The organism is Xanthomonas euroxanthea, assembly GCF_903989455.1.
GTDB lineage: Bacteria > Pseudomonadota > Gammaproteobacteria > Xanthomonadales > Xanthomonadaceae > Xanthomonas > Xanthomonas euroxanthea.
Genome location: NZ_LR861803.1, coordinates 310,966 through 337,768 on the forward strand (window position 1 = coordinate 310,966; position 26,803 = coordinate 337,768).

Annotated in this window: 23 protein-coding genes; 11 read left to right on the top strand and 12 right to left on the bottom strand. The window is 65.3% G+C overall.

Going from position 1 to position 26,803, the window contains the following annotated elements:
• Positions 1-17 precede the first annotated feature (17 nt).
• From aceA to H7A86_RS01300, 3 genes are all read left to right on the top strand, one after another.
• Positions 18-1,313, top strand: coding sequence for an isocitrate lyase (aceA, locus tag H7A86_RS01290; RefSeq protein ID WP_016902041.1), 1,296 nt, complete (start codon positions 18-20; stop codon positions 1,311-1,313).
• Positions 1,314-1,623: 310 nt separating this feature from the next.
• On the top strand, positions 1,624-2,700 hold the full coding sequence (locus tag H7A86_RS01295) for a GGDEF domain-containing protein (protein WP_104583948.1): 1,077 nt from the start codon (positions 1,624-1,626) through the stop codon (positions 2,698-2,700).
• A 3-nt stretch (positions 2,701-2,703) separates the two neighbouring features.
• On the top strand, positions 2,704-5,217 hold the full coding sequence (locus H7A86_RS01300; RefSeq protein WP_119130178.1) for a putative peptide modification system cyclase: 2,514 nt from the start codon (positions 2,704-2,706) through the stop codon (positions 5,215-5,217).
• Positions 5,218-5,247: 30 nt separating this feature from the next.
• Here H7A86_RS01300 and H7A86_RS01305 read toward each other — a convergent pair whose 3' ends face one another.
• Positions 5,248-5,553: an NHLP-related RiPP peptide gene (locus H7A86_RS01305; protein WP_104649602.1), complete on the bottom strand. Its 306-nt coding sequence runs from the start codon at positions 5,551-5,553 to the stop codon at positions 5,248-5,250.
• A gap of 158 nt (positions 5,554-5,711) precedes the next feature.
• On the opposite strand from H7A86_RS01305, the gene H7A86_RS01310 reads away from it, so the two are divergent.
• Positions 5,712-6,896 carry a putative peptide maturation dehydrogenase gene (locus H7A86_RS01310; RefSeq protein ID WP_119130625.1) on the top strand — a complete coding sequence of 395 codons (1,185 nt, stop codon included), beginning with the start codon at positions 5,712-5,714 and terminating at the stop codon, positions 6,894-6,896.
• 160 nt (positions 6,897-7,056) lie between these two features.
• Here the strand turns inward: H7A86_RS01310 and H7A86_RS01315 are convergent, their stop codons facing one another.
• From H7A86_RS01315 to H7A86_RS01330, 4 genes are all read right to left on the bottom strand, one after another.
• Positions 7,057-9,144 carry a S9 family peptidase gene (locus H7A86_RS01315; RefSeq protein WP_119130180.1) on the bottom strand — a complete coding sequence of 696 codons (2,088 nt, stop codon included), beginning with the start codon at positions 9,142-9,144 and terminating at the stop codon, positions 7,057-7,059.
• 102 nt (positions 9,145-9,246) lie between these two features.
• Positions 9,247-11,274 (bottom strand): acetyl/propionyl/methylcrotonyl-CoA carboxylase subunit alpha, encoded by a 2,028-nt coding sequence (locus H7A86_RS01320; protein ID WP_119130182.1) that lies wholly within the window; start codon positions 11,272-11,274, stop codon positions 9,247-9,249.
• 239 nt (positions 11,275-11,513) lie between these two features.
• Positions 11,514-13,124, bottom strand: a complete 1,611-nt coding sequence (locus H7A86_RS01325; RefSeq protein WP_104649597.1) for a carboxyl transferase domain-containing protein — start codon at positions 13,122-13,124, stop codon at positions 11,514-11,516.
• A 10-nt stretch (positions 13,125-13,134) separates the two neighbouring features.
• On the bottom strand, positions 13,135-14,298 hold the full coding sequence (locus H7A86_RS01330) for an isovaleryl-CoA dehydrogenase (protein WP_119130184.1): 1,164 nt from the start codon (positions 14,296-14,298) through the stop codon (positions 13,135-13,137).
• Between the two features lie 128 nt (positions 14,299-14,426).
• On the opposite strand from H7A86_RS01330, the gene H7A86_RS01335 reads away from it, so the two are divergent.
• From H7A86_RS01335 to H7A86_RS01345, 3 genes are all read left to right on the top strand, one after another.
• On the top strand, positions 14,427-15,047 hold the full coding sequence (locus H7A86_RS01335; RefSeq protein ID WP_119129307.1) for a TetR/AcrR family transcriptional regulator: 621 nt from the start codon (positions 14,427-14,429) through the stop codon (positions 15,045-15,047).
• A gap of 86 nt (positions 15,048-15,133) precedes the next feature.
• On the top strand, positions 15,134-15,508 hold the full coding sequence (locus H7A86_RS01340; RefSeq protein ID WP_010370465.1) for a hypothetical protein: 375 nt from the start codon (positions 15,134-15,136) through the stop codon (positions 15,506-15,508).
• Positions 15,505-16,032 carry an RES family NAD+ phosphorylase gene (locus H7A86_RS01345; protein ID WP_119130185.1) on the top strand — a complete coding sequence of 176 codons (528 nt, stop codon included), beginning with the start codon at positions 15,505-15,507 and terminating at the stop codon, positions 16,030-16,032. Before H7A86_RS01340 ends, H7A86_RS01345 begins: the two co-directional genes overlap by 4 nt.
• Before the next feature lie 13 nt (positions 16,033-16,045).
• Here H7A86_RS01345 and H7A86_RS01350 read toward each other — a convergent pair whose 3' ends face one another.
• The 4 genes from H7A86_RS01350 to H7A86_RS01365 are packed head-to-tail and all read right to left on the bottom strand — an operon-like array spanning position 16,046 to position 18,972.
• A complete protein-coding gene (locus H7A86_RS01350) occupies positions 16,046-16,381 on the bottom strand; it encodes a DUF3325 domain-containing protein (RefSeq protein WP_119129309.1) in 336 nt (111 codons plus the stop codon).
• Positions 16,378-17,994, bottom strand: a complete 1,617-nt coding sequence (locus H7A86_RS01355; protein ID WP_115675659.1) for a PepSY-associated TM helix domain-containing protein — start codon at positions 17,992-17,994, stop codon at positions 16,378-16,380. Before H7A86_RS01355 ends, H7A86_RS01350 begins: the two co-directional genes overlap by 4 nt.
• The gene (locus H7A86_RS01360; RefSeq protein ID WP_119130187.1) at positions 17,991-18,302 is read right to left on the bottom strand and encodes a DUF3649 domain-containing protein; all 312 of its coding nucleotides are present in this window, start codon (positions 18,300-18,302) and stop codon (positions 17,991-17,993) included. Before H7A86_RS01360 ends, H7A86_RS01355 begins: the two co-directional genes overlap by 4 nt.
• 25 nt (positions 18,303-18,327) lie before the next feature.
• Complete coding sequence (locus H7A86_RS01365; RefSeq protein ID WP_119130189.1) at positions 18,328-18,972, bottom strand: DUF4198 domain-containing protein; 645 nt, start codon at positions 18,970-18,972, stop codon at positions 18,328-18,330.
• 281 nt (positions 18,973-19,253) lie between these two features.
• On the opposite strand from H7A86_RS01365, the gene H7A86_RS01370 reads away from it, so the two are divergent.
• Together H7A86_RS01370 and H7A86_RS01375 are read left to right on the top strand one after the other, a co-directional pair.
• Positions 19,254-19,772, top strand: a complete 519-nt coding sequence (locus H7A86_RS01370) for a c-type cytochrome (protein ID WP_016902056.1) — start codon at positions 19,254-19,256, stop codon at positions 19,770-19,772.
• Between the two features lie 382 nt (positions 19,773-20,154).
• Positions 20,155-21,873 carry an ExeM/NucH family extracellular endonuclease gene (locus H7A86_RS01375; protein ID WP_119130191.1) on the top strand — a complete coding sequence of 573 codons (1,719 nt, stop codon included), beginning with the start codon at positions 20,155-20,157 and terminating at the stop codon, positions 21,871-21,873.
• A 23-nt stretch (positions 21,874-21,896) separates the two neighbouring features.
• Here H7A86_RS01375 and H7A86_RS01380 read toward each other — a convergent pair whose 3' ends face one another.
• Positions 21,897-22,283, bottom strand: coding sequence for a MerC family mercury resistance protein (locus tag H7A86_RS01380; protein ID WP_115675662.1), 387 nt, complete (start codon positions 22,281-22,283; stop codon positions 21,897-21,899).
• A 62-nt stretch (positions 22,284-22,345) separates the two neighbouring features.
• Here H7A86_RS01380 and H7A86_RS01385 point away from each other — a divergent pair, with 62 nt between their 5' ends.
• Positions 22,346-23,671: a GTP-binding protein gene (locus H7A86_RS01385; RefSeq protein WP_119130193.1), complete on the top strand. Its 1,326-nt coding sequence runs from the start codon at positions 22,346-22,348 to the stop codon at positions 23,669-23,671.
• Between the two features lie 171 nt (positions 23,672-23,842).
• Here the strand turns inward: H7A86_RS01385 and xopR are convergent, their stop codons facing one another.
• Together xopR and H7A86_RS01395 are read right to left on the bottom strand one after the other, a co-directional pair.
• On the bottom strand, positions 23,843-25,105 hold the full coding sequence (gene xopR / locus H7A86_RS01390; protein WP_321186566.1) for a type III secretion system effector protein XopR: 1,263 nt from the start codon (positions 25,103-25,105) through the stop codon (positions 23,843-23,845).
• A 67-nt stretch (positions 25,106-25,172) separates the two neighbouring features.
• Positions 25,173-26,048, bottom strand: coding sequence for an EamA family transporter (locus H7A86_RS01395; RefSeq protein ID WP_180707998.1), 876 nt, complete (start codon positions 26,046-26,048; stop codon positions 25,173-25,175).
• Positions 26,049-26,114: 66 nt separating this feature from the next.
• Between H7A86_RS01395 and H7A86_RS01400 the strand changes: the two genes are divergently transcribed.
• Complete coding sequence (locus H7A86_RS01400) at positions 26,115-26,777, top strand: alpha/beta hydrolase (protein WP_104583978.1); 663 nt, start codon at positions 26,115-26,117, stop codon at positions 26,775-26,777.
• Positions 26,778-26,803 lie beyond the last annotated feature (26 nt).

The window sequence follows — 26,803 nt, forward strand, 5'->3', positions numbered from 1 at the left end:
TGCCAGGAGAACGCACCATGAGCAGCACACTGCAGACCGCCGAACAGATCCAGCACGACTGGGCCAGCAATCCGCGCTGGGCCGGCATCACCCGCAACTACACCGCCGCCGATGTGGTGCGCTTGCGCGGCACCGTGCATGTCGAGCATTCGCTGGCACGGCTGGGCGCGGACAAGTTGTGGAACGCGTTGCACGCCACGCCGTTCGTCAATGCATTGGGTGCATTGACCGGCAACCAGGCGATGCAGCAGGTCAAGGCCGGCTTGAAGGCGATCTACCTGTCCGGCTGGCAGGTCGCCGCCGATGCGAACCTGGCCGGGCAGATGTACCCGGACCAGTCGCTGTATCCGGCCGACTCGGTGCCGGCGGTGGTCAAGCGCATCAACAACACCTTGTTGCGGGCCGATCAACTGCATCACGCCGAGGGCAACGATGACATCGACTTCCTGCAGCCGATCGTGGCCGACGCCGAAGCCGGCTTCGGCGGCGTGCTCAACGCCTTCGAGCTGATGAAGGCGATGATCGAAGCCGGCGCGGCCGGCGTGCACTTCGAAGATCAACTGGCATCGGTGAAGAAGTGCGGCCACATGGGCGGCAAGGTGCTGGTGCCCACCCGCGAGGCGATCGAAAAGTTGAATGCCGCGCGTCTGGCCGCCGATGTGCTGGGCGTGCCCACGCTGCTGATTGCACGCACCGATGCCGAAGCCGCGGATCTGATCACCAGCGACGTGGATGCCAACGACCAGCCCTTCACCACCGGCCAGCGCACCGTCGAAGGCTTCTTCAAGACCCGCAACGGGCTGGATCAGGCGATCAGCCGCGGGCTGGCCTATGCGCCGTACGCGGACCTGATCTGGTGCGAGACCGGCAAACCGGACCTGGAATTTGCCCGTGCCTTCGCGCAAGCCATCCACGCCAGGTTCCCCGGCAAATTGCTGGCCTACAACTGCTCGCCGAGCTTCAACTGGAAGAAGAACCTGGACGACGCCACCATCGCCAGGTTCCAGACCGAGCTGGCGAGCTATGGCTATAAATTCCAGTTCATCACCCTGGCCGGTTTCCACGCCCTGAACTACGGCATGTTCAACCTGGCGCACGGCTATGCCCGCCGCCAGATGAGCGCCTTCGTCGAGTTGCAGCAGGCCGAGTTCGCGGCGGCCGAGATGGGCTTTACCGCGGTCAAGCATCAGCGCGAGGTGGGCACCGGCTACTTCGACGCGGTGACGCAGGCGATCCAGCAGGGTCAGTCGTCCACCACCGCGCTGCGTGGCTCGACCGAGGAAGAGCAGTTTCACGGCGAAAAGGCGGCCTAAGGCAGCGCATGGGGCGACGGGGCGGTCGCCCGGCGGCCGCGGGGTGGTTCGGAGCGTGCGGCCGACGCCCACCGGCAGGCCCGTACCAGCACCGCGAAACGGCGCCCGCATCGCTCGTGGTCTTGTCACAGATGGCCGGCAGGCCGCTGCCGGGAGGGGGATGGGCTCGGAGAACCGAGCCCATTTTTGTTGCCGATACCCGTCATTTCGTCTCGAGCGCTGTGAGAACGAGTGTGACCTGGTACTGAACAAAACGCTGCTGTACGATGCCAGGGCAGGCCGGCGCTGCAGGTCGGTCTAAGGGATTTGGATGACGTGCCATAACACTGCCGGCGCCGTAGAGCCGACGGGGAGCGTTGCAAAGACGCTGTCGGACGGGCTGCATGCGCTGATGACTGCCCAGGAGCTGGCGTTTTTCGCACGCTTCGGGCGTGCCCGTGAGTTGGCGGCCGGCCAGGCGCTGTTCGAGCGCGGGGCGGTGGGCACGCAGATGTTCATCGTGGTCAGCGGCCAGATCGATCTGGATTTCGGCGAAGACCTGATGCTCAAGCACCTGGGCCCGGGCGAATTCTTCGGCGAACTTGGCCTGCTGATCGGCGACCATGCGCGCAGTGCCGGCGCCACGGCATCCACCGACACCCGCCTGATCGAGCTGGCGCACGAGGACTTCCAGCGCCTGGTCGACCACGACCCATCGATGGTGGCGCATTTTCTGCGCCGCTCCATCGTGCGCGTGGTCAACAACGAGCAACTGCTGATCCGCCAGCTGCGCCGCCGCAACCACGATCTGGAAGCGGCGCTGGACAATCTCTACGTCACCTCGCACCAGCTCAACCACACCGAAGAACTCAGCCGCACCGACGAACTCACCGGCCTGCACAACCGCCGCGGGCTCGCCCTGCATCTGCAGGAATGCCGACGCGCCGGCAACGTGCCCGGCGTTGGCCTGATCCTGATCGATTGCGACCGTTTCAAGCGCATCAACGACGAGTTCGGCCACCTGGCCGGCGACCGCGTGCTGCAGAACGTCGCCCATGCGCTGCGTTCGGTGATCGCCGACGGCGACCTCGCCTGCCGGCTCGGCGGCGATGAATTCTGTGTGCTGGTCGCGCAAGGCACCCAGGAGCTGCTGCACCACATCGGCGAATGCATCGTGCGCGCGGTGGAAGCGCGCCTGTGCAATGGCCAGAGCGAGCAGGGCTGCTCGGTCAGCCTGGGCCTGTGCATGATCGACCCCGACGCGGCATGGAACGATTGGTACACGCTGGCCGACAGCGCGTTGTACGAGGCCAAGCGACAGGGCGGCAACGTGCTGTGCATGCATGACACGCTGGCGTCGGGCCTCACGCCGCCATCCGGCAACGCCACCACGTCGGACAATCGCTGAGCAATGAGCGCCCGCGCCCACGCACGCAAGGATGCGTCGTCGGAAGCGATCCAGGCACCGCGCTTGCGTACCTTGTTGTTGACCGACCTGTGCGATTCGACCGCGCTGGTCGAGCGCATCGGTGACAACGCCGCCGCCGCGCTGTTTCGCGAGCATGATCGGCTGGTGGTCAAACTGCAGCAGCAGTGGCGTGGCCGCCTGATCGATCGTTCGGACGGATTGCTGTTGCTGTTTGATCGCCCCATCGACGGCCTGGGCTTTGCGCTGGACTACGCGCGCGGCCTCAAGGCGATGGGCGATGCCCGCGCGCTGACGCTGTGCGCCCGCCAGGGCCTGCACGTCGGCGAAGTGCTGACCTGGCGCAACAGCGACGAAGCGGTGAGCATCGGTGCCAAACCGCTGGAAGTCGAAGGCCTGGCCAAGCCCACCGCCGCACGCCTGATGTCGATGGCGCGGCCCGGGCAGATCCTGTTGTCGGCGGTGGCCGAGTCATTGACCCACCGCGCCGCACGCGAACTGGGCGACCGCGGCGAACGCATCCTGTGGAAATCCCACGGCCGCTGGCGCTTCAAGGGCGTCCCCACGCCAATGGAGATTTATGAAGTCGGCGAAGTCGGCCTGACGCCATTGCGCACGCCGAAGAATTCGGCGAAGGCCTGGCGCGATGTTCCGCTGTGGCGGCGGCCGGCGGCACTAGTCGCAGAGTTAGGAGTGGTCCTCGGAATTAGTTTTGCTGTCTGGCTATTTGCGCGGCCGCAGCCTGCGATTGCGTTCGCTGAGCGGGATTGGGTGGTTGTGGGAGCGGTGCGCAACCTTACCGGCGACGTCATGCTGGAGAGCTCGCTGGATCAGGCGTTTCGGATCAGTCTGGAACAATCACGCTACGTCAATGTGCTTAGTGAGGATAGAACGCTGAAACTGCTGGCGCTGATGCGCAAGGATCCTTACAAGGAGCCTTTGGATCGCAAGAACGCCTCAGACGTTGCACTTCGCAGTGGCGCACGTGCGGTGCTGCTTCCTTCGGTTGGCTACGTTGATGGACGCACCCGTTTTGTTGTGGAAGTCGTTGACCCGAAGACACAGCAAACAGTCGCAGTAAGCACTGCTTTTGGTTCCAATCCTTCTATTCTTGCTGCAGTTGACAAGGTTACCGGCGAATTAAGGAATCAGCTCGGCGAAAACCGTGAGAGCATTCGCAACAATAGCCCCGCTTTGCCGGATGTAACAACCTCCAGTCTGGACGCGCTGCGCGCGTATGCGCTTGGGCAAAAGCGTTACTCGGAAGGGAAATACGCCGCTGCATTGGATTTCTTTCAGAAAGCAGTAGAGATAGACCCTCACTTTGCATTGGCTTGGCTGGGACAAGTGCGTGCTCACTTTGCCAATGTCGACTACAGGCAGGCGACTGAAACACTGAGGGTTGCTGAAAAATTCAAATCCAGGCTTCCACCGCGTGAAGCTCTTTACGTTAAGAGCTGGGGAGTACAGCTTCTTGACCCGGCGCAGGCAGCCGATTCCTGGGTTCAGATGGCAGAGCTGTATCCGGACTACGCGCCAGCTCAAGCCAATGCAGCGATGGATCTATTCGTTGCAAACCGATTTACGGAGGCATTGCCTCATGCGCGGATGTCCACACAGAGCAAGTACGACCTCTCCAGCATATCCCTCGATATGTATGGACGCATCCTGCTTGCTCTGGGGCAATACGATCAAGCCGATCAGGCCGTGGCGCAAGCAGTGAACGCTGGGTGGAATGGCGCGTTGCTCCGCCAAGCCGCCGTAGCCGCAGCCAAGCGTGATTTTTCCAATGCGCGCATCGCGCTTAAAAAAGTTGAGACGACCAATTTTCATGCCGGCATCACTCGAGCGACTATCGCTCTGGACGAAGGTGACCTGAGTGGCGCAATTGCGCACGCACAAGCCGGAGTAGACGCAGGCCTGACAAGGCAAGGGACCGACCGCATCAATTACTACGTGCCCCTGGCGACTGCATTGCTGGCGTCGGGGCAGCGCCTAAAAGCTGTAGAGGTAGCCAGAGAAGGTGCACGGCTTGCGCTGCACGACGTAAGCAAAGATGTGCCAATCGATACCATAGACAATCTGTCCACTGCCCTAGCTGCAGCGCTAGTAATGGCGCGCGCGGGAGACCTAGCAAGTGCGGCGAAGGTTCGGCAACAGGTCAAAGCAGCGCCGCTGGCCTATGCAAACCGCTTGATTGTCGAACTGGGTGCAGTGGTGGATGCCGAGATTCTGCTGGCAAACCGGAAGCCGGACGATGCATTTCAATTGCTTACGCCCTATCTGGATTCGGTATCGCGCTTCCAGACACGGGCAACCGCAATGCGTGCGGCACGACTAGCGCATCGTAATGAAGATGCGCGCATTCAAAACGACTGGATGCAGCAGCGCCGGGGACTGGCCTACGCGGAAATCGAATGTGGATATTGCTTGCAATCGCTCAATGTAGTGGACCTGAAAGCTGCGGAAGCCTCCTGGATCGCGGAGGCGCAGGGCTGACCCTGCTACCTGTGCCGCAAAGCCGTCGAATTACTTGAGAGTTCGATCGCCGTCATAGCCGGCATCCAGTTGAGGAACGATATGTGAGGTTCCTGACGTAAGCATGGTGTTGATTTGCTCACGGGCGCTCGCGATCACCTCCTTGTCGGCAAGCTGGATGGTGCTTGTGCAATCGCGCACAAAGGCCTCAAGGTTGTCTTCAGGTGCGGCGACGTGCCCGACCAGTTGTAACGCTACCACCGTGTCGGAGACGAATAAGGCGCGGAAGGTGTCATCCGTGGACAGCAGGTCGATCAATTTGCTTGCAACTGCAGGATCAAGCTTCAGCGTCGGCATCTTTTAATTTTTCAGGTGGGTGAAGTATCACATAGCGGCTTCAACGTTGTTGGCTTGAGGGCTAACGTGCAACGGACTCAAGTTTAGGTGGCTGTTAGACGCTATAGCTACCGCAGGTACACCTGCGTAAGGTGCATTTCATGTCGCTGGAGAAGCCGATGCGGGTCAGACGTTGTGCAGTTGTCATGCTGGAGCCACGGGAAACCGTGTTTTATACGTTGGAGAGTCTTCTGCAGGGAGGCAATGGGCTGCAGCATGTCATGGAGTGGTTTGCGCTAGCCCCCCATCTCGATGAGCCAGTGGCAGTGACGGAAGGCCAGCGCCGGTTATTGGGCGAACTCAGCCCCTCGCGTTGGACGGACCGATCGCATCTTGACCATGAAACACTGGAGGGATTGATCGGCGAAGGTCTGGTTCTGGATGAGCGAGCACCAGACACGTTCTTTGCCAAGAGCGATGAACGCTTCAGAGCATCGCACTGGCATCCGCTTGCAGCCGTATTACACGCTTTTACGCGTTGGGACGGCGTGGATGCGGTCAAGAACACACGGGACTCTGGAACTGAAACGGCTGTGGAAATGCGTCGTGTCCTCGGCCCCGCGCCTGCGGAGGTTCAGCGAACCGTTGATGACCAAGCATTGATCGGCTTGCCATTGATGCCCCGGAACGATTTCGACGATCTGCTGGGGCGTCGGGTCACCTGTCGTAATTTTGATCAGCGCAAAGCCGTGCCTCTCCAGATGTTTTCCCACATGCTGCAGCGGGTCTTTGCCGCACAGGGTCAGGTGCAAGTCGGCGACGATCTGGTCTTCTTGAAGAAAAACGTCCCGTCTGGCGGTGGCTTGCATCCGATCGAGGCTTACATTCTGGTCAGGTGCGTGGACGGCTTGGCACCAGGCGTTTATCACTATCGTGCAGATGTTCATGCACTCGAGCTTGTCGCAGGAGTTGAATGCTCCGATGATTTCGTCATGCAGGCTGTCGGGCAACAGCACTGGTTTGCGGATGCGCACGTTCTGATTGCGCTGGTTCCGCGTTTCGATAGAACCTTCTGGAAATACCGGCAACATGCCAAAGGGTATCGGGTGGTCGCATTGGAAGCTGGTCACCTCTCGCAGACGCTCTACCTCGCGGCTACGGATCTTGGCCTAGGTGCGTTCATCACCGGCGCCGTCAACGAAAAACATCTTGAGCGCGCTCTGGGGCTGGACCCAATATCGCAAGGTGTTCTAGCTGTCTGTGGCTTTGGTTGGCGCGCCCAAACCATGGTCACAACAGAACTGGACCCAGCTGGTGCGATCTGGAGTGGAATAAGCGATTCCAATCAATTCGATCAGCGATAGCTCAGCGCAGGAGATTCGCGCTGTTGAATTAGCCATCTCCTGGTGCTTGAAAGGCTTTTGAGTCAATGACCGGCGACCAGGCCGCCGGTCCCCCGACAATACCTGCAGATGCCAATGCGACGCCAACGCATCCTTGGTGGGTGGCGCTACGTCCGCAGACCTACCGCCGAATCGCCTGCGTATGCGTCTTCAACGCTTCGCTCAGGCCGTTCACCTTGTCGGCGCCTTCCGGCACGGTGATGCTGGAGCCGGCCAGGTCGTTGCCGATCGGTTGCACCCGGCCGCCCAGGCACTGGCCCAGGAACCCCTCGGTCACCGCGTTGAAGGCCTTGCTGTTTTCCGGGCGCCGGAAGCCGTGGCCTTCGTCGGGGAACAGCACGTAGGTGACCGGAATGTTCTTGGCCTTCATCGCGTTGACGATCTGGTCGCTCTCGGCCTGCTTGACGCGCGGGTCGTTGGCACCCTGGCCGATCAGCAGCGGCTTGCTGATCTTGTCGACATGGGTGAGCGGTGAGCGGTCGGTCAGCCACTGCTTGCCGGCGTCGGTGGCCGGGTCGCCCATGCGTTTGGTCAGCTGCTTGTAGAAGCTGGCCCAGTACGGCGGCACGGTGCCGAGCAGGGTGTTGAGGTTGGCCGGGCCGACGATGTCCACGCCGCACTTGAACGCGTCCGGGGTAAAGGTCAGGCCGACCAGCGTGGCGTAGCCGCCGTAGCTGCCGCCCATGATCGCCACGTCCTCGGGCCTGGTCACTCCTTGCTTGACCGCCCATTGCACCGCGTCGAGCAGGTCGTCGTGCATCTTGGCGGCCCACTCGCCGTTGCCGGCGTTGGTGAAGGCCTTGCCGAAGCCGGTGGAGCCGCGGAAGTTCACCGCCAGCACCGCATAGCCGCGATTGGCCAGCCATTGCTCATACGGCCCGTAGCCGTAGCTGTCGCGCAACCACGGGCCGCCATGCACGAACAGCACCAGCGGCACCGGCTTGTCGGCCTTGCCGTCGTGATTGGCATCGGCCTCGGCGGGCAGGGTGAGATAGCTGACCAGCTTGAGGCCGTCGCGGGCGGTCAGTTCCTGCGGCCACATCGGCACCAGCGGCTTGCCGTCGAGCGCGGGGCGGGCGGAGAACAACTTGGTCAGCTTGCCGCCGTCTGCACGGTCGTAGCGGTAGTAGGTCAGCGGTGTTTCCGCCGCCGAATACCCCACGATCCAGATGCGATCGTCGAGCGTGCGTGCGGCAACGCTGGCATCGCCGCTGCCGAGTGACTTGAGCTTGTTTAGGTCGGCAGCAATGCCGTTGTCCAGCGCCGTCCACTCCTCGCGCAGGTAGTCGGTGGACACGGCCTGCACCACGCCGGTCCTGGGGTCGTTCAAGGTGGCGCCGACATCGGTGCGCTGGTTTTCGAACAGCAGCGTGCGGGCGTTGCTGGCAGTGTCGATGGCATACAGCGCTGCGGTGTCGCGATTGCGCGAATCCTGCATGTACAGCGTCTTGCCGTCGTCGGTGAGGCCGTCGGGCGAGGTGTTGGTGACATCCTCGAACGGGATGCGGTCCACGCTCTTCCAGCGCCTGCCGTCCGGCACCAGCAGCTCCCTGCCCGCATCGTCGGTGGCACGCGTGGCATAGCGCAGCTGGTAGTTGCCATCGAGCAGGTAGGAATCCAGGCTGTCGGTGTTCTGCTGCACCAAGCTGCGCTTGCCCGAAGCCAGGTCCACCCGATACAGGTCATGCCATTTGGGGTCGCGGTCGTTCATGCCGACCATGATCGAGTCGGGATGCTGCGCGCTGACGCGGTACACCTCGGCGTTGGTCTTCTTGAACGGGGTGAGGTCTCTGTTGCTGCCATCGCTCAGATTCACCGAGAACAGATGGAAGTCTTCATCGCCGCCGTTGTCGCGTAGGTACAGCAGCGTGTTGGGTTGATAGGTCCAGAAATAATTGCGGATGCCGCGTGCGGTGTCCTTGGTGATCGCGCGTGCCTGGTCCGGTGCATCCACTGGGGCGACCCAGACATTGAGCACACCGTCCAGCGGCGCGACCCAGCTGAGGTACTTGCCGTCCGGGCTGATGCTCACGTTCGCCCGCTCCGGGTTGCCGAACAGCGCATCGCGGGTGATCAGTTCGGGCGGTGCCGCGGGTACCGCCGCAGCAGCCGGGGCCGGCGTGGCGGCCTTGTCGGTGGCGGGCGCGGTTTTATCGCTGCAGGCAGACAGCGCGAGCAGCATGCTGGAAACAAGAAGCAGGCGTTGCATGGAGGTCTCCGGTCGTGAGCGCGGCCATTCCAGCCGCTTTCCTCACGCTAGAGCCAAGCTCCGTCCCTGTGGACGTGCCGTTGGTCACGCTGCGAGGCGCCGCTACGCAGACGCGAACACGAATTCCACCAACGCGACACCCTCGGCGACCAGTTCGCCTTCCGCCACCAGGTACGCCGCCACCGTGCCGTCGCTGGGCGCGTGCAGGGTGTGCTCCATCTTCATCGCTTCGAGCACCACCAGGGCCTGCCCGCGGGTGACCGGCTGCCCTGCGGGGGCGACCAGCGACACGATGCGGCCCGGCATCGGTGCGGTCAGGCCGCCGGCGTCGTGCGCGGGCTGATCGGCTTCGAGCAGTGCGTCATGGTGGCGGAAGCTTGCCCGCTGCGTGGCATCGCGCAATGTGAGTGCATTGCCGTCGCGCAGGGCCTGCATGCGCCATTGCCGGCCATCCATTTCCACGCGCAGTGCCCCGTCCTGTACGTGGTAGCGCAGCGTGTGGGTATGGCCCGCGCACGTCACCTGCCAGCCATCGCCAAGCGGGCGCACGCCGAACTGGCGGCGCTCGCCTGCGGCTTCCAGTGTCATGGTGTGCGCCGCATGCGCGCCGATGCGCCAACCATCGGTGTGCTGCCAGGGCGAAAACGGGTCGGCGGGATCGGCGGCGGCCTTCGGCAACGCTTCGGCGATCAACGCCGCTGCCAGGCACCACCAGGCAGTGGCCGGACTCACCGCATCGGGAAACAGCACTGCCTGCTCGCGTTCGATCAGTGCGGTATCCAGATCGGCCGACGCAAACGACGCCGTGTCGATCAGGCGCGCAAGGAACGCGCTGTTGGTGGTGACACCCACCGCATGGAACTGCGCCAGCGCCTGGCGCATGCGTGCCAGTGCGGCGGGGCGATCCACATCCCACACGATCAGCTTGGCAATCATCGGGTCGTAGTACGGACTGATGCTGTCGCCTTGCTCCACGCCGGCATCGATACGTACATGCGCGCTTGCTGCGGGAAACTGCAACTGGTGCAGCGTGCCGGTGGAAGGCAGGAAGCCGCGGTCGGCATCTTCGGCATACAGGCGCGCTTCCAGCGCATGTCCATGGATGCGCAGTTCCTGCTGACGCAGCGGCAGCGGTTCGCCCGCGGCAACACGCAATTGCCACTCGACCAGATCGGTGCCGGTGATCAACTCGGTCACCGGGTGCTCGACCTGCAGCCGGGTGTTCATTTCCATGAAATAGAAATCGCCATCCGGGCCGGCAATGAACTCCACCGTGCCGGCGCCGACATAACCCACCGCGCGTGCGGCATCCACGGCCGCCTTGCCCATGGCGGCGCGACGTTGTTCGCTCATGCCGGGGGCGGGCGCTTCTTCCAGCACTTTCTGGTGCCGGCGCTGCACCGAGCAATCGCGTTCGAACAGATAGACGACCTCGCCCCGGGTATCGCCAAAGACCTGAATCTCGATATGGCGCGGCCGCTCGACGTACTTTTCCACCAGCACCTGCGCATTGCCGAATGCCGACTGCGCCTCGCGCTGGCAGCTGGCCAATGCGTCTTCGAATGCCGCGCTCGCATCCACCCGGCGCATGCCCTTGCCGCCGCCGCCGGCGCTGGCCTTGATCAACACCGGATAGCCGATCGCATCGGCCTGTGCACGCAGGAAGGCCGACGCCTGTTCGTGGCCGTGGTAGCCCGGCGTCAGCGGCACGCCGGCGCGTTGCATCAGCGCCTTGGCCGCGCTCTTGTCGCCCATCGCGCGGATGGCTGCCGCCGGCGGGCCGATAAACACCATGCCGGCCTGCGCACAGGCATCGGCAAATGCTGCGTTTTCCGACAGAAATCCATAGCCGGGATGGATTGCCTGTGCGCCGCTCCTGCGTGCCGCATCCAGGATCGCATCGCCACGCAGATAACTCTGCTGCGCCGGTGCGGCACCGATATGGATTGCTTCATCGGCCAGCCGCACATGCCGCGCATCACGGTCGGCATCCGAGTACACCGCCACCGTTGCGATGCCGAGCTTGCGGCAGGTGGCGATGACGCGGCAGGCGATCTCGCCGCGATTGGCGATCAGGACCTTGTCGAAATACGGCTGTCTTGCTGCGGCGGTGGAATCGCGCTGGGTCATGGCAAGGGTCTCTGCACCCCGCCAGGGCGGCGGGCACTGCGATGGAAAAACGGCTGCACGGAGTACGCGGGACACAGTGCGATGGCCGACGCCGCACTGCGCGAACGCAACTCACTGCTTGGAGCAGGTAACGTGCGCGCACTCATGCACTGCTCCAGGCAACACGCGGCACCCTGCGTGCAGGTGCACGCGCAGTGCCTGGCAATGAAGAGCCGCACATGCAAGCGGGCATCACCACCTCACATCCGGAACACGCCGAAGCGTGTCGGCTCGATCGGTGCATTCAACGCGGCCGACAGCCCCAGTCCCAGCACGCGACGGGTGTCGGCCGGGTCGATGATGCCGTCGTCCCACAGGCGCGCGCTGGCGTAATACGGATGGCCCTGCTGCTCGAACTGGGCACGGATCGGTGCCTTGAACGCATCCTCCTCCTCGCCCGACCAGGCGCCACCCTTGGCTTCGATACCGTCGCGGCGCACGGTGGCCAATACGCTGGCGGCCTGTTCCCCGCCCATCACACCGATGCGCGCATTCGGCCACATCCACAGGAAGTTCGGCGAGTACGCACGGCCGCACATGCCGTAATTGCCGGCACCGAACGAGCCGCCGATCACCACGGTGAACTTGGGAACCTTGGCGCAGGCCACCGCCATCACCAGCTTGGCGCCGTCCTTGGCGATGCCGCCATGTTCGTATTTGCGCCCGACCATGAAGCCGGTGATGTTCTGCAGGAACACCAGCGGAATGCCGCGCTGCGTGCACAGCTCGATGAAGTGCGCGCCCTTGAGCGCGGACTCGGAAAACAGGATGCCGTTGTTGGCGATGATGCCGACCGGGTAGCCATGCAGATGCGCAAAGCCGGTGACCAGGGTGCTGCCATAACGCGGCTTGAATTCGTCCAGCTGCGAGTCGTCAACGATGCGGGCGATCACTTCGCGCACATCGAAGGGCTTGCGCGTATCGGCGGGAATCACGCCATATAGTTCGTCGGCCGCATAGCGCGGCGGCAGCGGTGCCTGCAGGGCCAGCGATGCCGCCGGCTTGCGCCAGTTGAGCCGGGCGATGATGGCGCGCACGCGTGCCAGGGCCTGCAGGTCGTTGTCCGCGAAGTGATCGGCCACGCCGGAGATGCGCGTATGCACATCCGCACCGCCGAGTTCTTCGGCACTGACTTCTTCGCCGGTGGCCGCTTTGACCAGTGGCGGACCGCCGAGGAAGATGGTGCCTTGCTCGCGCACGATCACCGTTTCATCGCTCATCGCCGGCACGTACGCACCGCCAGCGGTGCACGAGCCCATCACGCAGGCGATCTGCGGAATGCCGTTGGCCGAAAGATTGGCCTGGTTGTAGAAGATGCGCCCGAAGTGGTCGCGGTCGGGAAACACTTCATCCTGCAACGGCAGGAACGCGCCGCCGGAATCGACCAGGTAGATGCACGGCAAGCGGTTCTGCTGGGCGATTTCCTGCGCACGCAGATGCTTCTTCACCGTCATCGGGTAATAGGTACCGCCCTTGACGGTGGCATCGTTGGCCACGATCACGCATTCCACCCCGGACACCCGTCCGATGCCGGCCACCACACCGGCGCATGGCACCTGATCGTCGTACATGCCGTGTGCCGCCAGGGGCGCGATTTCCAGCAAGGCGCTGCCCGGATCCAGCAAGGCATCGATGCGCTCGCGCACCAGCAACTTGCCGCGTGCGGTGTGCTTGGCACGCGCGGCATCGCTGCCGCCCAGCGCGGTCTGCGCCAGCGTGCGGCGCAGATCCTCGATCACCGTGCGCATGGCCGCAGCGTTATGTTGGAAGCTTTCGCCGCTGGCCTGCAGCTGGCTGGTGATCACGCTCATGGTGGCTCCGTCAGGCGGTGCGTTCGAACAGCTCGCGGCCGATCAGCATGCGTCGGATCTCCGAGGTGCCCGCACCGATTTCGTACAGCTTGGCATCGCGCCACAGGCGCCCGGTGGGGTAGTCGTTGATGTAGCCGTTGCCGCCCAGCACCTGGATCGCCTGGCCGGTGAGCCAGGTGGCTTTTTCGGCGGCGTAGAGAATCGCACCGGCCGCATCCTGGCGCGTGGTCAGCCCCGCGTCGCAGGCGCGCGCCACTGCATACACATAGGCGCGGCAGGCGTTGAGCCCGACGTACATGTCGGCCAGCTTCGCCTGCATCAACTGGAAGGTGCCGATCGGCGCGCCGAACTGCTTGCGCTCGTGCGCGTACGGCAGCACCACATCCATCGCGGCGGCCATCAGGCCCAACGGGCCGCCGGCCAGCACCACACGCTCGAAATCCAGGCCCGACATCAGCACACGCACGCCACCGTTGAGCGTGCCCAGCACGTTCTCGGCCGGCACTTCGCAGTCGCTGAACACCAGCTCGCAGGTGTTGGAGCCGCGCATGCCCAGCTTGTCGAGTTTCTGCGCGGTGGAGAATCCCTTCATCCCTTTTTCGACGATGAAGGCGGTGATACCGCGTGCGCCGGCCTCCGGGTCGGTCTTGGCGTACACCACCAGCACATCGGCGTCCGGGCCGTTGGTGATCCACATCTTGCTGCCGTTGAGCACATAGCGGTCGCCGCGCGCATCGGCGCGCAGCTTCATCGACACCACATCCGAGCCGGCGCCGGCCTCGCTCATCGCCAGTGCCCCGACGTGCTCGCCGGTGCACAGCCTGGGCAGGTAGCGCTGTTTCTGCTCGGGCGTTGCGTTCTTGCGCAGCTGGTTGAGGCACAGGTTGGAATGCGCGCCGTACGACAGGCCGATCGCCCCGCCGGCCCGCGAGATTTCCTCCATCGCCACCACATGCGCCAGGTAGCCCATGCCGCTGCCGCCGTACTCTTCCTCCACGGTCAGCCCGAGCAGGCCTTGTTCGCCGAACAGGCGCCACAGCTGGGCGGGAAAGACATTGTCCTGATCGGCCGCGGCCGCGAGCGGGGCAATATGGTGGCTGGCAAAGGCCGCCACGCTTTCGCGCAGCAGATCGATGTCTTCGCCAAGCGCAAAATTCAGGGACGGCACGTGCATGGAGCGACTCCGCAGGGATCGGGATGTGCCGGGTGGGAGCGGGCAGGCCGCACGGCGCTTGTGCGCAGCCTAGCGGTCTGCAGTAAAAAAGTGAACTAAAATTCAACTATTGAACCAAGAATCACACCATGGCTTATCGACGCTCCGCCCTGATGGAAGAACGCCTAGCCGGCAACCGCGAACGCATCCTGCACGCGGCCCGCGCCCTGATCGCCGAAGGCGGCTACCGCAACGCGCCGGTGACCGCCGTGGCCGCTGCCGCCGGCGTGTCCACCGGGCAGATCTATCGTCATTTCCCGTCCAAGGCCGAGCTTTTCGTGGAAGTTCTCAACGAAGCGGTGCAGCGCGAGATGACCATCCTGCGCGCCATCGCGACCACCCAGGCCAGTGCTGCCGAGCGCCTGCGCACTGCGATCGCCACGTTCGTGCGGCGGGCCCTGGCCGGTCCCGCGCTGGCGTACGCCTTCATTGCCGAGCCGGTGGAAAGCGAGGTGGATGCCGAGCGCATCCGTGGCCGACGCCTGTTCGGCGAGGTGTTCCGCCAGTTGCTCGCCGAAGGCGTGGCGGCCGGCGAGTTCCCGCAGCAGTCGCTGGACGCGGCAGCGGCGTGCATCGTCGGCGCCTTCACCGAGGCCCTGGTGGGACCGATCGCCCCCAGTCGCAGCGATCCGCAGCAGGGCGAGCAGCTGGTCGAGGCGATCTGCGGGTTCTGCCTGCGCGCGGTGGGCGCGCGGCAGCCGGCGGTCTGACAGTGCACTGACCGGGCGTGCTGCTGGGCTGTGCCGAGGCAGATAACTGTGCATATACTGTGCACTCGCCCTGCCGGAGTCCTGCAATGGTCGCCGTTCTCAATCCCCTGGCCCTGACCGAACGCCTGCGCGTGCCGGATCGCACCATCCTGTCGCCCTCGGCCATGGCCGGCCTGCTGGATCTGTCGCAGCAGGAACTGGCCGAGCTGGCCGGTGTGCATCGCAACAGCCTGCGCGTGCATCCGGAAAGCCCGCGCGTACAGGACCTGCTGCGCAACCTGTCGCGCCTGCTGGTGGCGATGACGCAAGTCCAGCCGGACGAACGCCAGGTGGTGTTCCATCTCAAGAACACCCCGATTCCGGCGTTCGAGTTCGCCACCCTGCTGGAAGTGGTCAAACAGGGCCGCACCGATGATGCGCTGACCTATCTGCGCACCGTTGCCGCGGGGGCCGCCGGTTGAAGCTGAGCGCTCCGGCGCACTGCACGCTGTATCGCGCCTTCACGCCGCGCTGGGCTGCCGAACCGTTGAGCGGCGCCGGTGCGGCACGCTCGGGCGGGCGCTTCAATCGCTTTGGACAGCCGGCCCTGTATTTATCGCTGCAACTGGAGACCGCCGCCGCCGAATACGCGCAAGCGGCGCTGTTCCTGCCGCCATTGACCTTGGTCAGTTATGCCGCCGACCTGCCGGCGCTGGCCGATCTGCGCCTGCTCGATGCGAGCTGGGATCCGCTCTGGGCCGACTGGACCGAGGACTGGCGCAAGGCGCTGGTCAACAAGATCGAACCGGTCAGCTGGGTGCTCGGCGACCTGCTGCGCGAGGCGCAGATTCCTGGCGTGATCTTTCCCAGCATGGCGCTGCCGGACGGCATCAACGTGGTGCTGTTCATGGACATGCTGCAGCCCGAACACGTGTTGCGCGTGCTCGACGACGGTCGCCTGCCGCGCGATGGGCGCAGCTGGGGCGATCCGCCGATCGTGGCGTAGCGACGGACGTCCTTCACCCCACCAACAGCTGCAGCGCACCCGCCAGCAGCGGCGCGGCCACTGCCGTGGGCAGGATCAATCCACGCCGATACGGCAGCAACCACAGCGACAGCAACGCGGCAGCGCCGGTCAATGTGCCCAGCCACAGCACCGGGCCGACGCCCCAGCCTTGTGCGTGTACCGCCAGGCCGAAGGTGAGCAGCACCAGCAGCCAGCCCAGCACGCGCAGTTGCCGCGAGCGCGCCGCGCCCAGCGTGCGACCCGTGACTTCCTGCTGATGCTTGTCCATCGCCAGGCACAGCGCGGCGAATCCGGAAAAATTCAGCGCCAGCAGCAGCCACACGCTCATGCGCTTTCCTGCAGCGGCACGCTGCCCTGCGCAGGCGCGGCGGTAGTGGCGCGCGCGCGTCGCGCCGATGCGGCTTGCGGTGCCTTCCACTGCTGCAGGCGCCAGCCCGCCACGCCCAGCGACATGCCAAGGAACAGGCAGACCAGATCGACCCCGGCCAACATCCATTGCCCGGCCGGCAGCGTCACGCCCAGATGCACATCGGTGGTGATCGCATTGACCACCGGCACCAAGGCGAACAAGGCCGCGCCCAGATACAGCTGCCAGCTCCACATCGCGCGCCGTGGCCACACGAACGCCGCCAGCAATGCAGCGGCCCATGCGGCAAAGAACAGGTTGGCCTCCATCGCCGCGCGCGCCTCCAGGCTCACCGGCAACACCCGGTTGGCCCAGAAGAAACTGGCGAAGGCGATCGGCAAGCCGGCGACCGTGCCGATGTTGAGCGCATCCACCAGCCGCAGCCCGAAACCGATGCGCCCGGCCTTCAGGTGTTTGGGGCGTTCCTTCACCGCCCACATCACCACGCCGCTGGCTACCATCAGGCAACCGAGCAAGCCGGAGCCGAAGAACAGCGCGCGCATCCACGGCCCGGCGAAGTGGGCGATATGCAGGCCCACCATCACCCCGCGCGTCTGGCTGGCGCCACCCGGTGGCCCGCTGTGCTGCAGGCGCTGGCCGCTGACCGCATCGAACAGGATCGATGGCGCATTGGTGGACAGACGATCGGACACCTGGGTGACGCCGACCGCTGCGTGCGCATCGTTGGGCAGCGACACCGCCACGTTGCCGACCTCACCACCGCGCCAGTGGCTGCGCGCACGCGCCACGAATTGCTCCAGCGGCAGCATGTGCGCCGGGGTACCAGACGCTTGTCGCGTATCGGCGACCCGGTTGGCGGATTCTTCGTAGAACCGCATTTCGTTGTCCGGGTACTGCGCCTTGATGCCCCACGGCAGGTACATGAACATCAAGGTCACGATGCCGGTGTAGGTGATCATCGCGTGGTACGGCAATGCGGTCACGGCGCTGACGTTGTGGAAATCCAGCCACGAGCGCAGGCCCTTGCCCGGGCGGAAGGTGAAGAAATCCTTGAAGATCTTCTTGTGCGTGATCACGCCGCTGATGATCGCCACCAGCATGAACATCGCGCAGAAACCCACGATATAGCGCGACCACATCACCGGCAGATAATGCAGATCGAAATGCAGCCGGTAGAAGAATTCGCCGCCCAGGGTGTCGCGCGCGGCGATCTCCTTGCCGGTGGCCGGGTCGATGATGGCGTTGCCGTACATCTCGCGGCGACTGGCCGGTTTGCCATCGGTTGGCGCGGGGTTTTGCCAGTACATGCTGACCACCGGATTGCGCGCGTCCGGCAAGGTGATGTTCCAGCTCTGCGCATCGGCGGCATGCGTCTGCAGATACTGCTCGGCACTGCGCAGCGCGGTCGCGCTGCTCACCGTGGTGGTGGGCAGTTCCGGGCGCATCCAGCGGCTGATTTCGTCGCGGTAATAACTCGCCGTGCCGCCCATGAAGATCAACAGCAACACCCAGCCGACCAGCAGCCCGGTCCAGGTGTGCAGCCACGCCATCGACTGGCGGAATCCCTGCTTCATGTCACGCCCCGTTGCAGCCATGCGGCCAGTGCGAACATCAGCGCCGCCGGCACGGCGATGCCGGCCCAGGCGCGCCACACGCTGGCGGTGGCGAAGGCCCATAGCGGCGCGCAGGCACACACCACGATGCCGACCAGCATGCTGGTCAGCACCGCTTCGCTGCGTGGCAGCGGCAACACCAGCGCCAGCAGCAGATTGGTGGCGCTGGCGAGCGCATAGCCGCCAAACATCGCCGCCAGCGTGCGTGCAAGCACGCCCAGCCAGGGGCGCCTGAACCAGGGAAGCGGCAGGGACGGTGCGGTAGCCATCGGATCGGCGGCGCGTGTGGCCGGCTTACTCGGCCAGGAAGGTCAACGTGCTGATGTGGTGGATCATCGCCACCTGCTTGCCGGCGATCTCACGCTTCACCGGCTCCTTGTTGGTGGCGACCAGGATGTGCCGGCCGGCGCGCAGCTTGGGCAGGGTCACCTGGCCGTTGGCATCGGAGGTCAGCGTCTTCTGCCACTTCTGCGGGTCGATCACCGTCACCTCGACCTTGGGCAGCGGCTTGTTGCGATAGAGCACGGTCAGCGTATTGCTGTTGGCAGCGGTGGGCACCAGCTCGAAATCGAGCTTGGCCGACGGCGTGGCGCGCCCGGCGCGTGCGTAGTAGCTCACCGTCTCGAAGCTGCCGGCTTCGCCCTTCCACGGCTCGAACACGCCGTCGTCGCTCAGCCACGCATCGCCGCTGCCGGACAGCGGCGCGGTGAGGAACGCGCTGCCGCGCTGCAGGGCGCCGGCCTTGCCGGCCGTGCCGAACACGGTCGGCTTGACCACGCGCTTGATCTCGTCTTCGCCATGGTCGAGGGTGTCCTGCGCCGGCTCGCCGAAGTAGATGCGCACCGGGCCGCTGCCGTCGCGCTCGATCCAGATCTCGTGGGCCTGGGCAGACAGGCTGATGCTGGCCAAGGCCAGGCAGGACAGCAGGAAGGACTTCATCGCGGCGACTCCTCGTAGGCGGGACCGGGCGAGGCGAGAACCGCGTCACCGTGGATTGATGGGAATGATACGCAATTCCCATCGGCGAGACCAACGTGTCATGCGGCATTGCGGCAATTCATCGGGCTGCGCAGACCGACGTGCCTGCAACACCCATAGCGCGCCAGGGCGCAGCGCACACCGCAGGAATAACTGTCATGCACAGTGGCCAGACGGGCGCGAACTGTGCTCTATACTCCGGCGCTAGCAGAGGTCTTCGACCAACAGCCAGGGGTGAGCGCGTGCGGAATTACGACCTCGAGTTCCTGAAGAAATTCTCGATGGTGATCGGACTACTGGTGGTGATCACCCTGGGCCTGATTGCCCTGGCAGCCTATTTGCAACGCGCCATTCCCGACGAAGTCTCGCCCACCGCGGCCAAACGCGTGCAGCAACGCATCGCCCCGGCCGGCGCGGTCTATGCCGGCACCACCGGTGCGTCCGCACAGGCCGCGGCCCAGGCCGCAGCGCTGGCCAAGGCCGCCTCGCAGTCCGCCTACGGTGGCAGCACCGACGGCAAGACCATCTTCGACAACCTGTGCACGGCCTGCCACACCACCGGCGTGGGCAAGGCGCCGACGCTGGACCATGCGCATTGGGACGCGCGCATCGCCCAGGGCAAGGACACCTTGTACAAGCACGCGATCGAGGGCTACACCGGTCCGGATGGCGGCATCATGCCGCCCAAGGGCGGCAACCCGGCGCTGACCGAAGAGCAGGTGCGGGCCACGGTCGACTGGATGCTGAGCAATCTGAAGTAGGCCTCTAAAGCAGCAAGCGACTGGAACACGTGGCTGACACGGCAGTCGGTGTGTGGCCAGGTGGCCGCATGCCGTGCGCGGGGGCGTCGACTGGCAACCGCGAGGCCTGCGCGCACGGGAGCACGCTTTTTTTATAGGCGGCAGGCATTGCGCGCGCGTTTGCGCTCGCTGCGCGACGTGCTTGCACGACGACGCCAGCCTTGCGCGACCGCCTCAGCGCCGTTGCTTGAGGGGAATGCCGCAATTGCCGGCTGTGCACCGGCCACGTCATCCACGCAGCAGCTGGTCGCCACTTGCAACGTTTTGCTAGCCTGTCACGGTTCTCACGCGCCGCCTTCGGGGCGTCGCGTGCAGGTGGTCCAGGTCTTTCCGGAGTGTGTCGATGTCGCGTTGCTCGCTGGTTGTGCTCGGTGTGATCGGTCTGTTGGTGCCACTGCTGGGCAGTGCCGCCGACGGCGCGCCGCAACGTCTGTCCATCGCCGACGTCCAGGGCGAAGACACCCGTAGCCCCCACGACGGCCGTGTGGTCGACGTGGAGGGCATCGTCACCGCCGATACGCGCGTCGGCCTGGGCGGGCTGTTCGTGCAGCAGCCGGGCTTCGAGCCGCGGCGCTCGCATGGGTTGTTCGTCACCGGCGCCGGCAGTGCCGAGGTGGCGGTGGGCGACCGCGTGCGCATCGTCGGCACGGTGCGCGAGGTGTCGGCAGGTGGCGAGGCGAGTCTGACCACGCTGGATGCCAGCAGCATCGAGCGGCTCGCCAGCGGCCAGCCGGTCCCGGTGCGCATGCTCAGCGGGCCGCCTGCCAGCTGGGAAGCGCTGGAGGGCGAGCACGTCCGCATTGCCGCGCTGACGCTCAACGGCAGCGACCGTCTGGACACCGACGGCGAGCTGGTCGCCGCATTCGGCGGGCGGCTGTGGCAGCCCAGCGAAGTGGCCGCCGCCGGCACCCCGGCCTTTGCGCAGGTGGAGGCCGACAACGCCCGTCGCCGGGTGGTGCTGGACGATGCACGCAACGGCCGCAGCCCCAAGACGGTGGCCTATCTGCCGGCCGATCCGGCGCTGCGCACCGGCAGCCTGCTCAAGTCGGTCGATGGCATCGTCGACCAGCGCTATGACGGCAACTACCGCATCCAGGTGCTGACCCCGTTGACGCTGCCGGCCATGCCGACCGCGGTGGCGCCGCAGGTGGGTGGCGATCTGCGGATCGCCTCGTTCAATCTGGAGAACTTCTTCAACGGCAATGGCCGCGGCGGCGGCTTCCCGACCAAGCGCGGTGCGCGCACGCATGAGCAGTTCCAGGCCCAGCTGACCAAGCTGGTGTCCACCATCGTGCCGTTGCGCGCCGATGTGGCCGCGTTGATGGAGCTGGAAAACGACGGCAATGGCGCCGATGCGGCCGTGGCGCAACTGGTCGCCGCGCTCAACGCGGCCGGCACCGACAAGGACTGGCAGTTCGTGGACACCGGCAGCGGCCCGGGCGATGACGACATCCGGGTCGGCATCGTGTATCGCAGTTCCCAGGTCACCCCGGTCGGCAAGCCGGCCACGCTGACCGGCGGCCCGTTCGACAGCCATAGCCGGGTGCCGCTGGCGCAAGCCTTCCGCAGCACCCGCGGGGCGACCTTCGTGGTGGTCGCCAACCACTTCAAGTCCAAGGGTTGCGGCAGCGCCAGCGGCGCCGACGCCGACCAGCGCGATGGCCAGGCATGCTGGAACGCCACCCGTACCGAGTCGGCCAAGCGCCTGCACCAGTGGCTGCAGACCGACCCCACCGGCGCGCAGACCAAACTGGCCGTGCTGCTGGGTGACTTCAACGCCTACGCCATGGAAACCCCGATGCGCAGCCTGCGTGCCAGCGGCTGGCAGGACGCCTTCGCGGTGGCCGGCGTGAAGCAGCCCTACAGCTACGTCTACGACGGCATGAGCGGACGGCTGGATCATGCGTTGTTGAGCCCGGCGATGGCCAAGCAGCTGCGCGGCGCGGTGGAATGGCATATCAACGCCGATGCCAGCGACGACGCCGGCTACGCCAAGCGCAACCTGCCCGGCCCGTGGCGCAGTTCCGACCACGACCCGGTGTTGCTGGGCTTTTCGCTGTAGCAGCGCCGGTGGTGGCCGTGCTCCTAGCGCGCGCACTTTCCATGCCGGCGACGTAGCCGCAGATTGACCAGGTGCGTGCTGGCCAGCAGCAGACTGCCGGTCACCGTGACCGGGGTTTCCAGCGCCGCGCCGGCCACGCCGCTTGCGCCCAGGACCAGACCGGCCAGCCCGAAGACCGCCAGTGCCCATACCGGCGCTGGCAGTGCATGCCGGCGATGGCTGCTCCATAGCGCATAACCGCTCAGCGGCACGGCTGCCGCGGCGAACACCACATGCACCCATTCGGCCCGGCTCCACGCGCCCAGCAGCGGCAGCGCGGCGGCCAACAGTGGCAGCGCCAGGCAGTGCAGCAGGCACAAACTGGAAAGAGCGATGGCCGAGTTGTCCAGCACAGAAGCGGTAACGCGCATGGAGCGGGGTCCTGTCGAGTAAGTGTTATATAGTAACACTTCACTTCAGCCAGGCTCTCAGGATGTCCCTGTCCCCCAAGCGCGATCCACGCCTCCCCGTCACCGTGTTGTCCGGCTTTCTTGGCGCAGGCAAGACCACCTTGCTCAATCGCCTCCTGCACAACCGCGCCGGCCTGCGCGTGGCGGTGATCGTCAACGACATGAGCGAGATCAACATCGACGCGCAACTGGTGCGCGATGGCGGTGCGGCCTTGCGACGCACCGAAGAGACGCTGGTGGAATTCAGCAATGGCTGCATCTGCTGCACGTTGCGCGATGATCTGCTGCAGGAAGTGCGGCGGCTGGCCGAGCAGAAGCGCTACGACTATCTGCTGATCGAATCGACCGGCATTGCCGAACCGATGCCGGTGGCGGCCACCTTTGCGGTGCGCGATGCCGACGGCTTCAGCCTGGCCGACATCGCCCGGCTCGACACCATGGTGACGGTGGTGGACGGCAGCCGCTTCCTGCAGGATTTCGGCTCGGCCGCCACGCTGGCCGAGCTCGGCCAGCAGGCCGGCCCGGACGATACCCGCGGGCTGGTGCAGTTGCTGGGCGAACAGGTGGAGTTCGCCGACGTGCTGGTGATCAGCAAGTGCGACCAGATCGACGCACGGCAGCTGCAACGCCTGCGCGCGGTGTTGCGTGCGCTCAATCGCGAGGCGGCGATCGTGGACGCCGTGCAGGGCCAGGTACCGCTGGAACAGTTGCTCGATACCGGCCGCTTCGATTTCACCCGTGCGCAGCTGGCACCGGGCTGGATGCAGGAACTGCGCGGCCAGCACACGCCGGAGACCGAGGAATACGGCATCAGCAGTTTCGTCTATCGCGCACGCCGGCCGTTCCATCCGCAGCGCTTTGCGCGCATGGTGCAGCGCGGGCTGCCGCAGGTGATTCGCAGCAAGGGCTTTTTCTGGCTGGCCAGCCGCATGGATTGGGTCGGCGAATTGTCCAGCGTCGGCGGCGCGACCCAGACCAATGCAGCCGGCTTCTGGTTCGCCGCACGCCACCGGGTGGATGCGCACGCCATCGGCGAGCCGCTGCAGACCAGCATCACGCCACTGCCGTATACCGATATCGGCTGGCAGCGTCAGCAGACGCAATGCTGGACCGCGCCACTGCCGCGCCTGCACGAAGTAGGCGATGCCGGCGAATACGCCGCGATGCAGCGGTTGTGGCACCCGTTGTGGGGCGACCGCCGCCAGGAGCTGGCGGTGATCGGCGTGGACATGGATGCGCCACGCACGCGCGCTGCGCTGGATGCCTGCCTGCTCAGCGACCACGAACTGCGCCAGGGCCCGGCGCAGTGGCAGCTGCTGGACGATCCGTTTCCGCACTGGGAGCGTTGATGGCGGGCTGGATTACGCTGTCGACATCCGTCGTTCGTTGTCTGGATGCGAACGGCTGCGGGCTTGCATCTTCGGTGTGGCATGCAGATGCGCCGCTACGTGGCGACGCGTCGCATGCCTCACAGGTGGCAGCCGGGCAGCGCGCACGTGCAAGCAGCGCTGTCCGGACCCTCAGGAGTAGCCGTTGTCGATGGCCTCCTGATGGGCATCCCTTTCTTTCCTGACGGACTGCCGGCGCTCTTCGGCGGTGGTGGGGATGCCGGCCATCAGCCGTGGCGCTCCCAGCCTTTCCAACTGGTCGTCGGTGTTTTTGACGATCTGTTCCAACGCGAGCATGTTTCGGTAGCCCTGCATCATGCGTTGCAGGCGCCGTATCTGGTCGTCGGGTGCGTCGCCTTTCTTCAGGGACTCCAGGCGTCGTTCCGCGCGCGCGTAGTTTTTGGCCAGGGCAGTTCTGTCGACGGATTTGCGCCGTGCCTTGAGGACTTCGCGGCGATTGTGCTGCATGACGTCCATCTGGACCATGGCCAGGCCGCTGGTCGTGGTCCGTGGTGCACGGATGTCTTCCATCGGTGCAAGCGCGACCAAGAGTGCATCGAGCTGACTGTCGCGGACCTCATTGCGCCGGGCGATCAGGACCGCACGCGCCTCGAGCAGTTGTTGCTCCTCCGGAGTGGCCTCGCGGTCCTCGATGAACAGCTGTTTTTGAATGTCGCTGCACCGCTTGGTTATCCCGGCCAATTCCCGATCCAGGCTGCGCAAGGAGGGGGGCCTTCCGAGCTGAGGGCGTGGAGAGGGCACCGACGATCGCGAGGGCTTGGGCGTGATCGGCACCGAATCCGACGCCGGCATGCCGTGCTGCGGCGGTGGCCCCTCGTCACGGCGCATCCTTTCGGGGACAGGCGCCTGCATTCTCGGATCGATGGGACGTTGCTGCCCGTGCAGCTGCTGCGCACGCGATGGCTCAGACGGAATCGAAACGGACGGCCTGGTGGGCGGCGCCTGCTGCGGTTGCGGCCACTGCACCCGCTGATGATCCGTTCTATGGGGCATGGGTGGCTGCCGACGCTCATCGACGCGGGTTTGCTGCCCGTGCATCTGCTGCGTGCGACCGGGCGTCACCGGTGGCGTGCGTGCAGGTGGGCTCTCCACTGATTCAAGCGTCGGGGAGCCCATGCACGTCAACGGCAGCTGCTTGCGCAACGATGCCAGCGATCTACGCGCGGAGGCGAGCATGCCGCGATGCGAGTTCGGTGCGCCCTGTGCTACGGCGGACTTGGGGGCTCGAGACAGCGGGTGCTGGGGTGAGGCGCCTGCAATCAACGGCGTCGTTTCGGTCGAGTTGGCGCTGTGCGGGTCCGGCGCGACACGAGGACGGCTGCCGAATAAGTGACTCAGGCGCATCACACACTCCCGTGGGTCATCTGCACGCATGATAGCCAGCGCTGCCGTGCCCTCGAGGCGAGTTGCGAACCGGAGTCGCGCCGGCCGAATGCCTTCGTCAGCCCAACCGCATCCCCCAGGCGATCGCCGCAATTGCCGGTGCCGCCAGTATCAGCCCCACCCATCCACGGCGGCCGATGTGCTCGCCAAACCCCAGTTTGCCGACGAGCGCTCCCAGGACGACCACGCCCAGGTTCATGCTGGCGAAGACGGTGGCCGGGCTATGCGGCAGCAGCTGATGGGCGCGCACGTAACACAGGATGTTGCCGAAGTTGAGCGCGCCGAGGAGTACGCCGGCGAGCAGGTTGCGCAAGCTCAGGCCTGCGACACCGCCCCGGCGGATGCCTTGCAAGCCAAGCATCAGTACCCATGCCAGGGCAAAGCACAACGTCAATGACGTCAACGACGGCGTGCCGGCCTGTGCAATGTGCTTGAGCAGCAGGTCGATCAGGGCAAAGCCCATCCACACGCCTGCCAGCCATGGCCAGCCGAAGGAGGTCGGCGTTGCATCCGCAGCGGTGTGGTGACGTGGCCGTTGCAGGATGCAGACGATGGCCAGCAGGCCCAGACCCAGTCCCGCCAGCTTCCAGGCATTGACCGGTTCACCGAAGAGCGTGAAGGCCGCCGCCAGCGAGAGCAGGAGCGAGAGCCGTTGTGCAATGTCGGTGCGTACGATGCCGGCGGTGGCGACCGCACGTGCCAGCAGCATGAAGATCGCAGGCAGCGCCACCGCCAATGCGAACAGTGCCAGCCAGGGCGTGGTCGGCGCGCGCAGCGTGTCCAGTGCCGGATGCAGGGTCAGCCACGCCAGCAGCGCGGCGGTGGCGTAGTTCCAGGTGATCGCCTGCGCAGCGTCCAGGCGATAGCGCGGCAGCAGCTTGAGGACCACCGACACCAGGACACTGCAAACGACGGCAAACAACAGAAAATGCATGGGCAACGCAACGAAGTGTGCAGGCAGGGCGATGAACGCGGCCGGCGGGGCGGCTATTATGACGGTATGTCCAATCCCTTATTCCCCACCGAATCGGCTGCGTTGACGCTGGATGGGCCGGTCGGCCCGCTGGATGTCGCGGTCGATCTGCCCGAGCCGGATGCCGCCGTGCAACCGGTCACCGCCATCGTCTGCCACCCGCTCTCCACCGAGGGCGGCAGCATGCACAACAAGGTCGTCACCATGGCGGCGCGCGCGCTGCGCGAGCTGGGGATCACCGTGGTGCGCTTCAATTTCCGCAGTGTCGGCAATTCGGCCGGTGCGTTCGACCATGGCGATGGCGAGCAGGACGACCTGCGCGCGGTTGCCGCGTGGGTGCGCAGCCAGCGCCCGGGCGACACGCTGTGGCTGGCCGGTTTCAGCTTCGGTGCCTATGTGTCGTTGCGTGCTGCCGGCTCGCTCGAGCCGCAGGTGCTGATCTCGATCGCGCCGCCGGCCGGGCGCTGGGATTTCAGCGACGTGCAGCCGCCGGCGCATTGGCTGGTGATCCAGGGCGATGCCGACGAAATCGTCGACCCGCAGGCGGTGTACGACTGGTTGGAAACCCTGGAGCAGCAGCCCGAACTGGTCCGCATGCCCGACACCAGCCACTTTTTCCACCGCAAGTTGATCGACCTGCGCGGTGCGATCCAGCATGGTGTCCGGCGCTGGTTGCCGGCCGCCGTCTGACTGCGGCAGGGCCCATGCGTATCGCC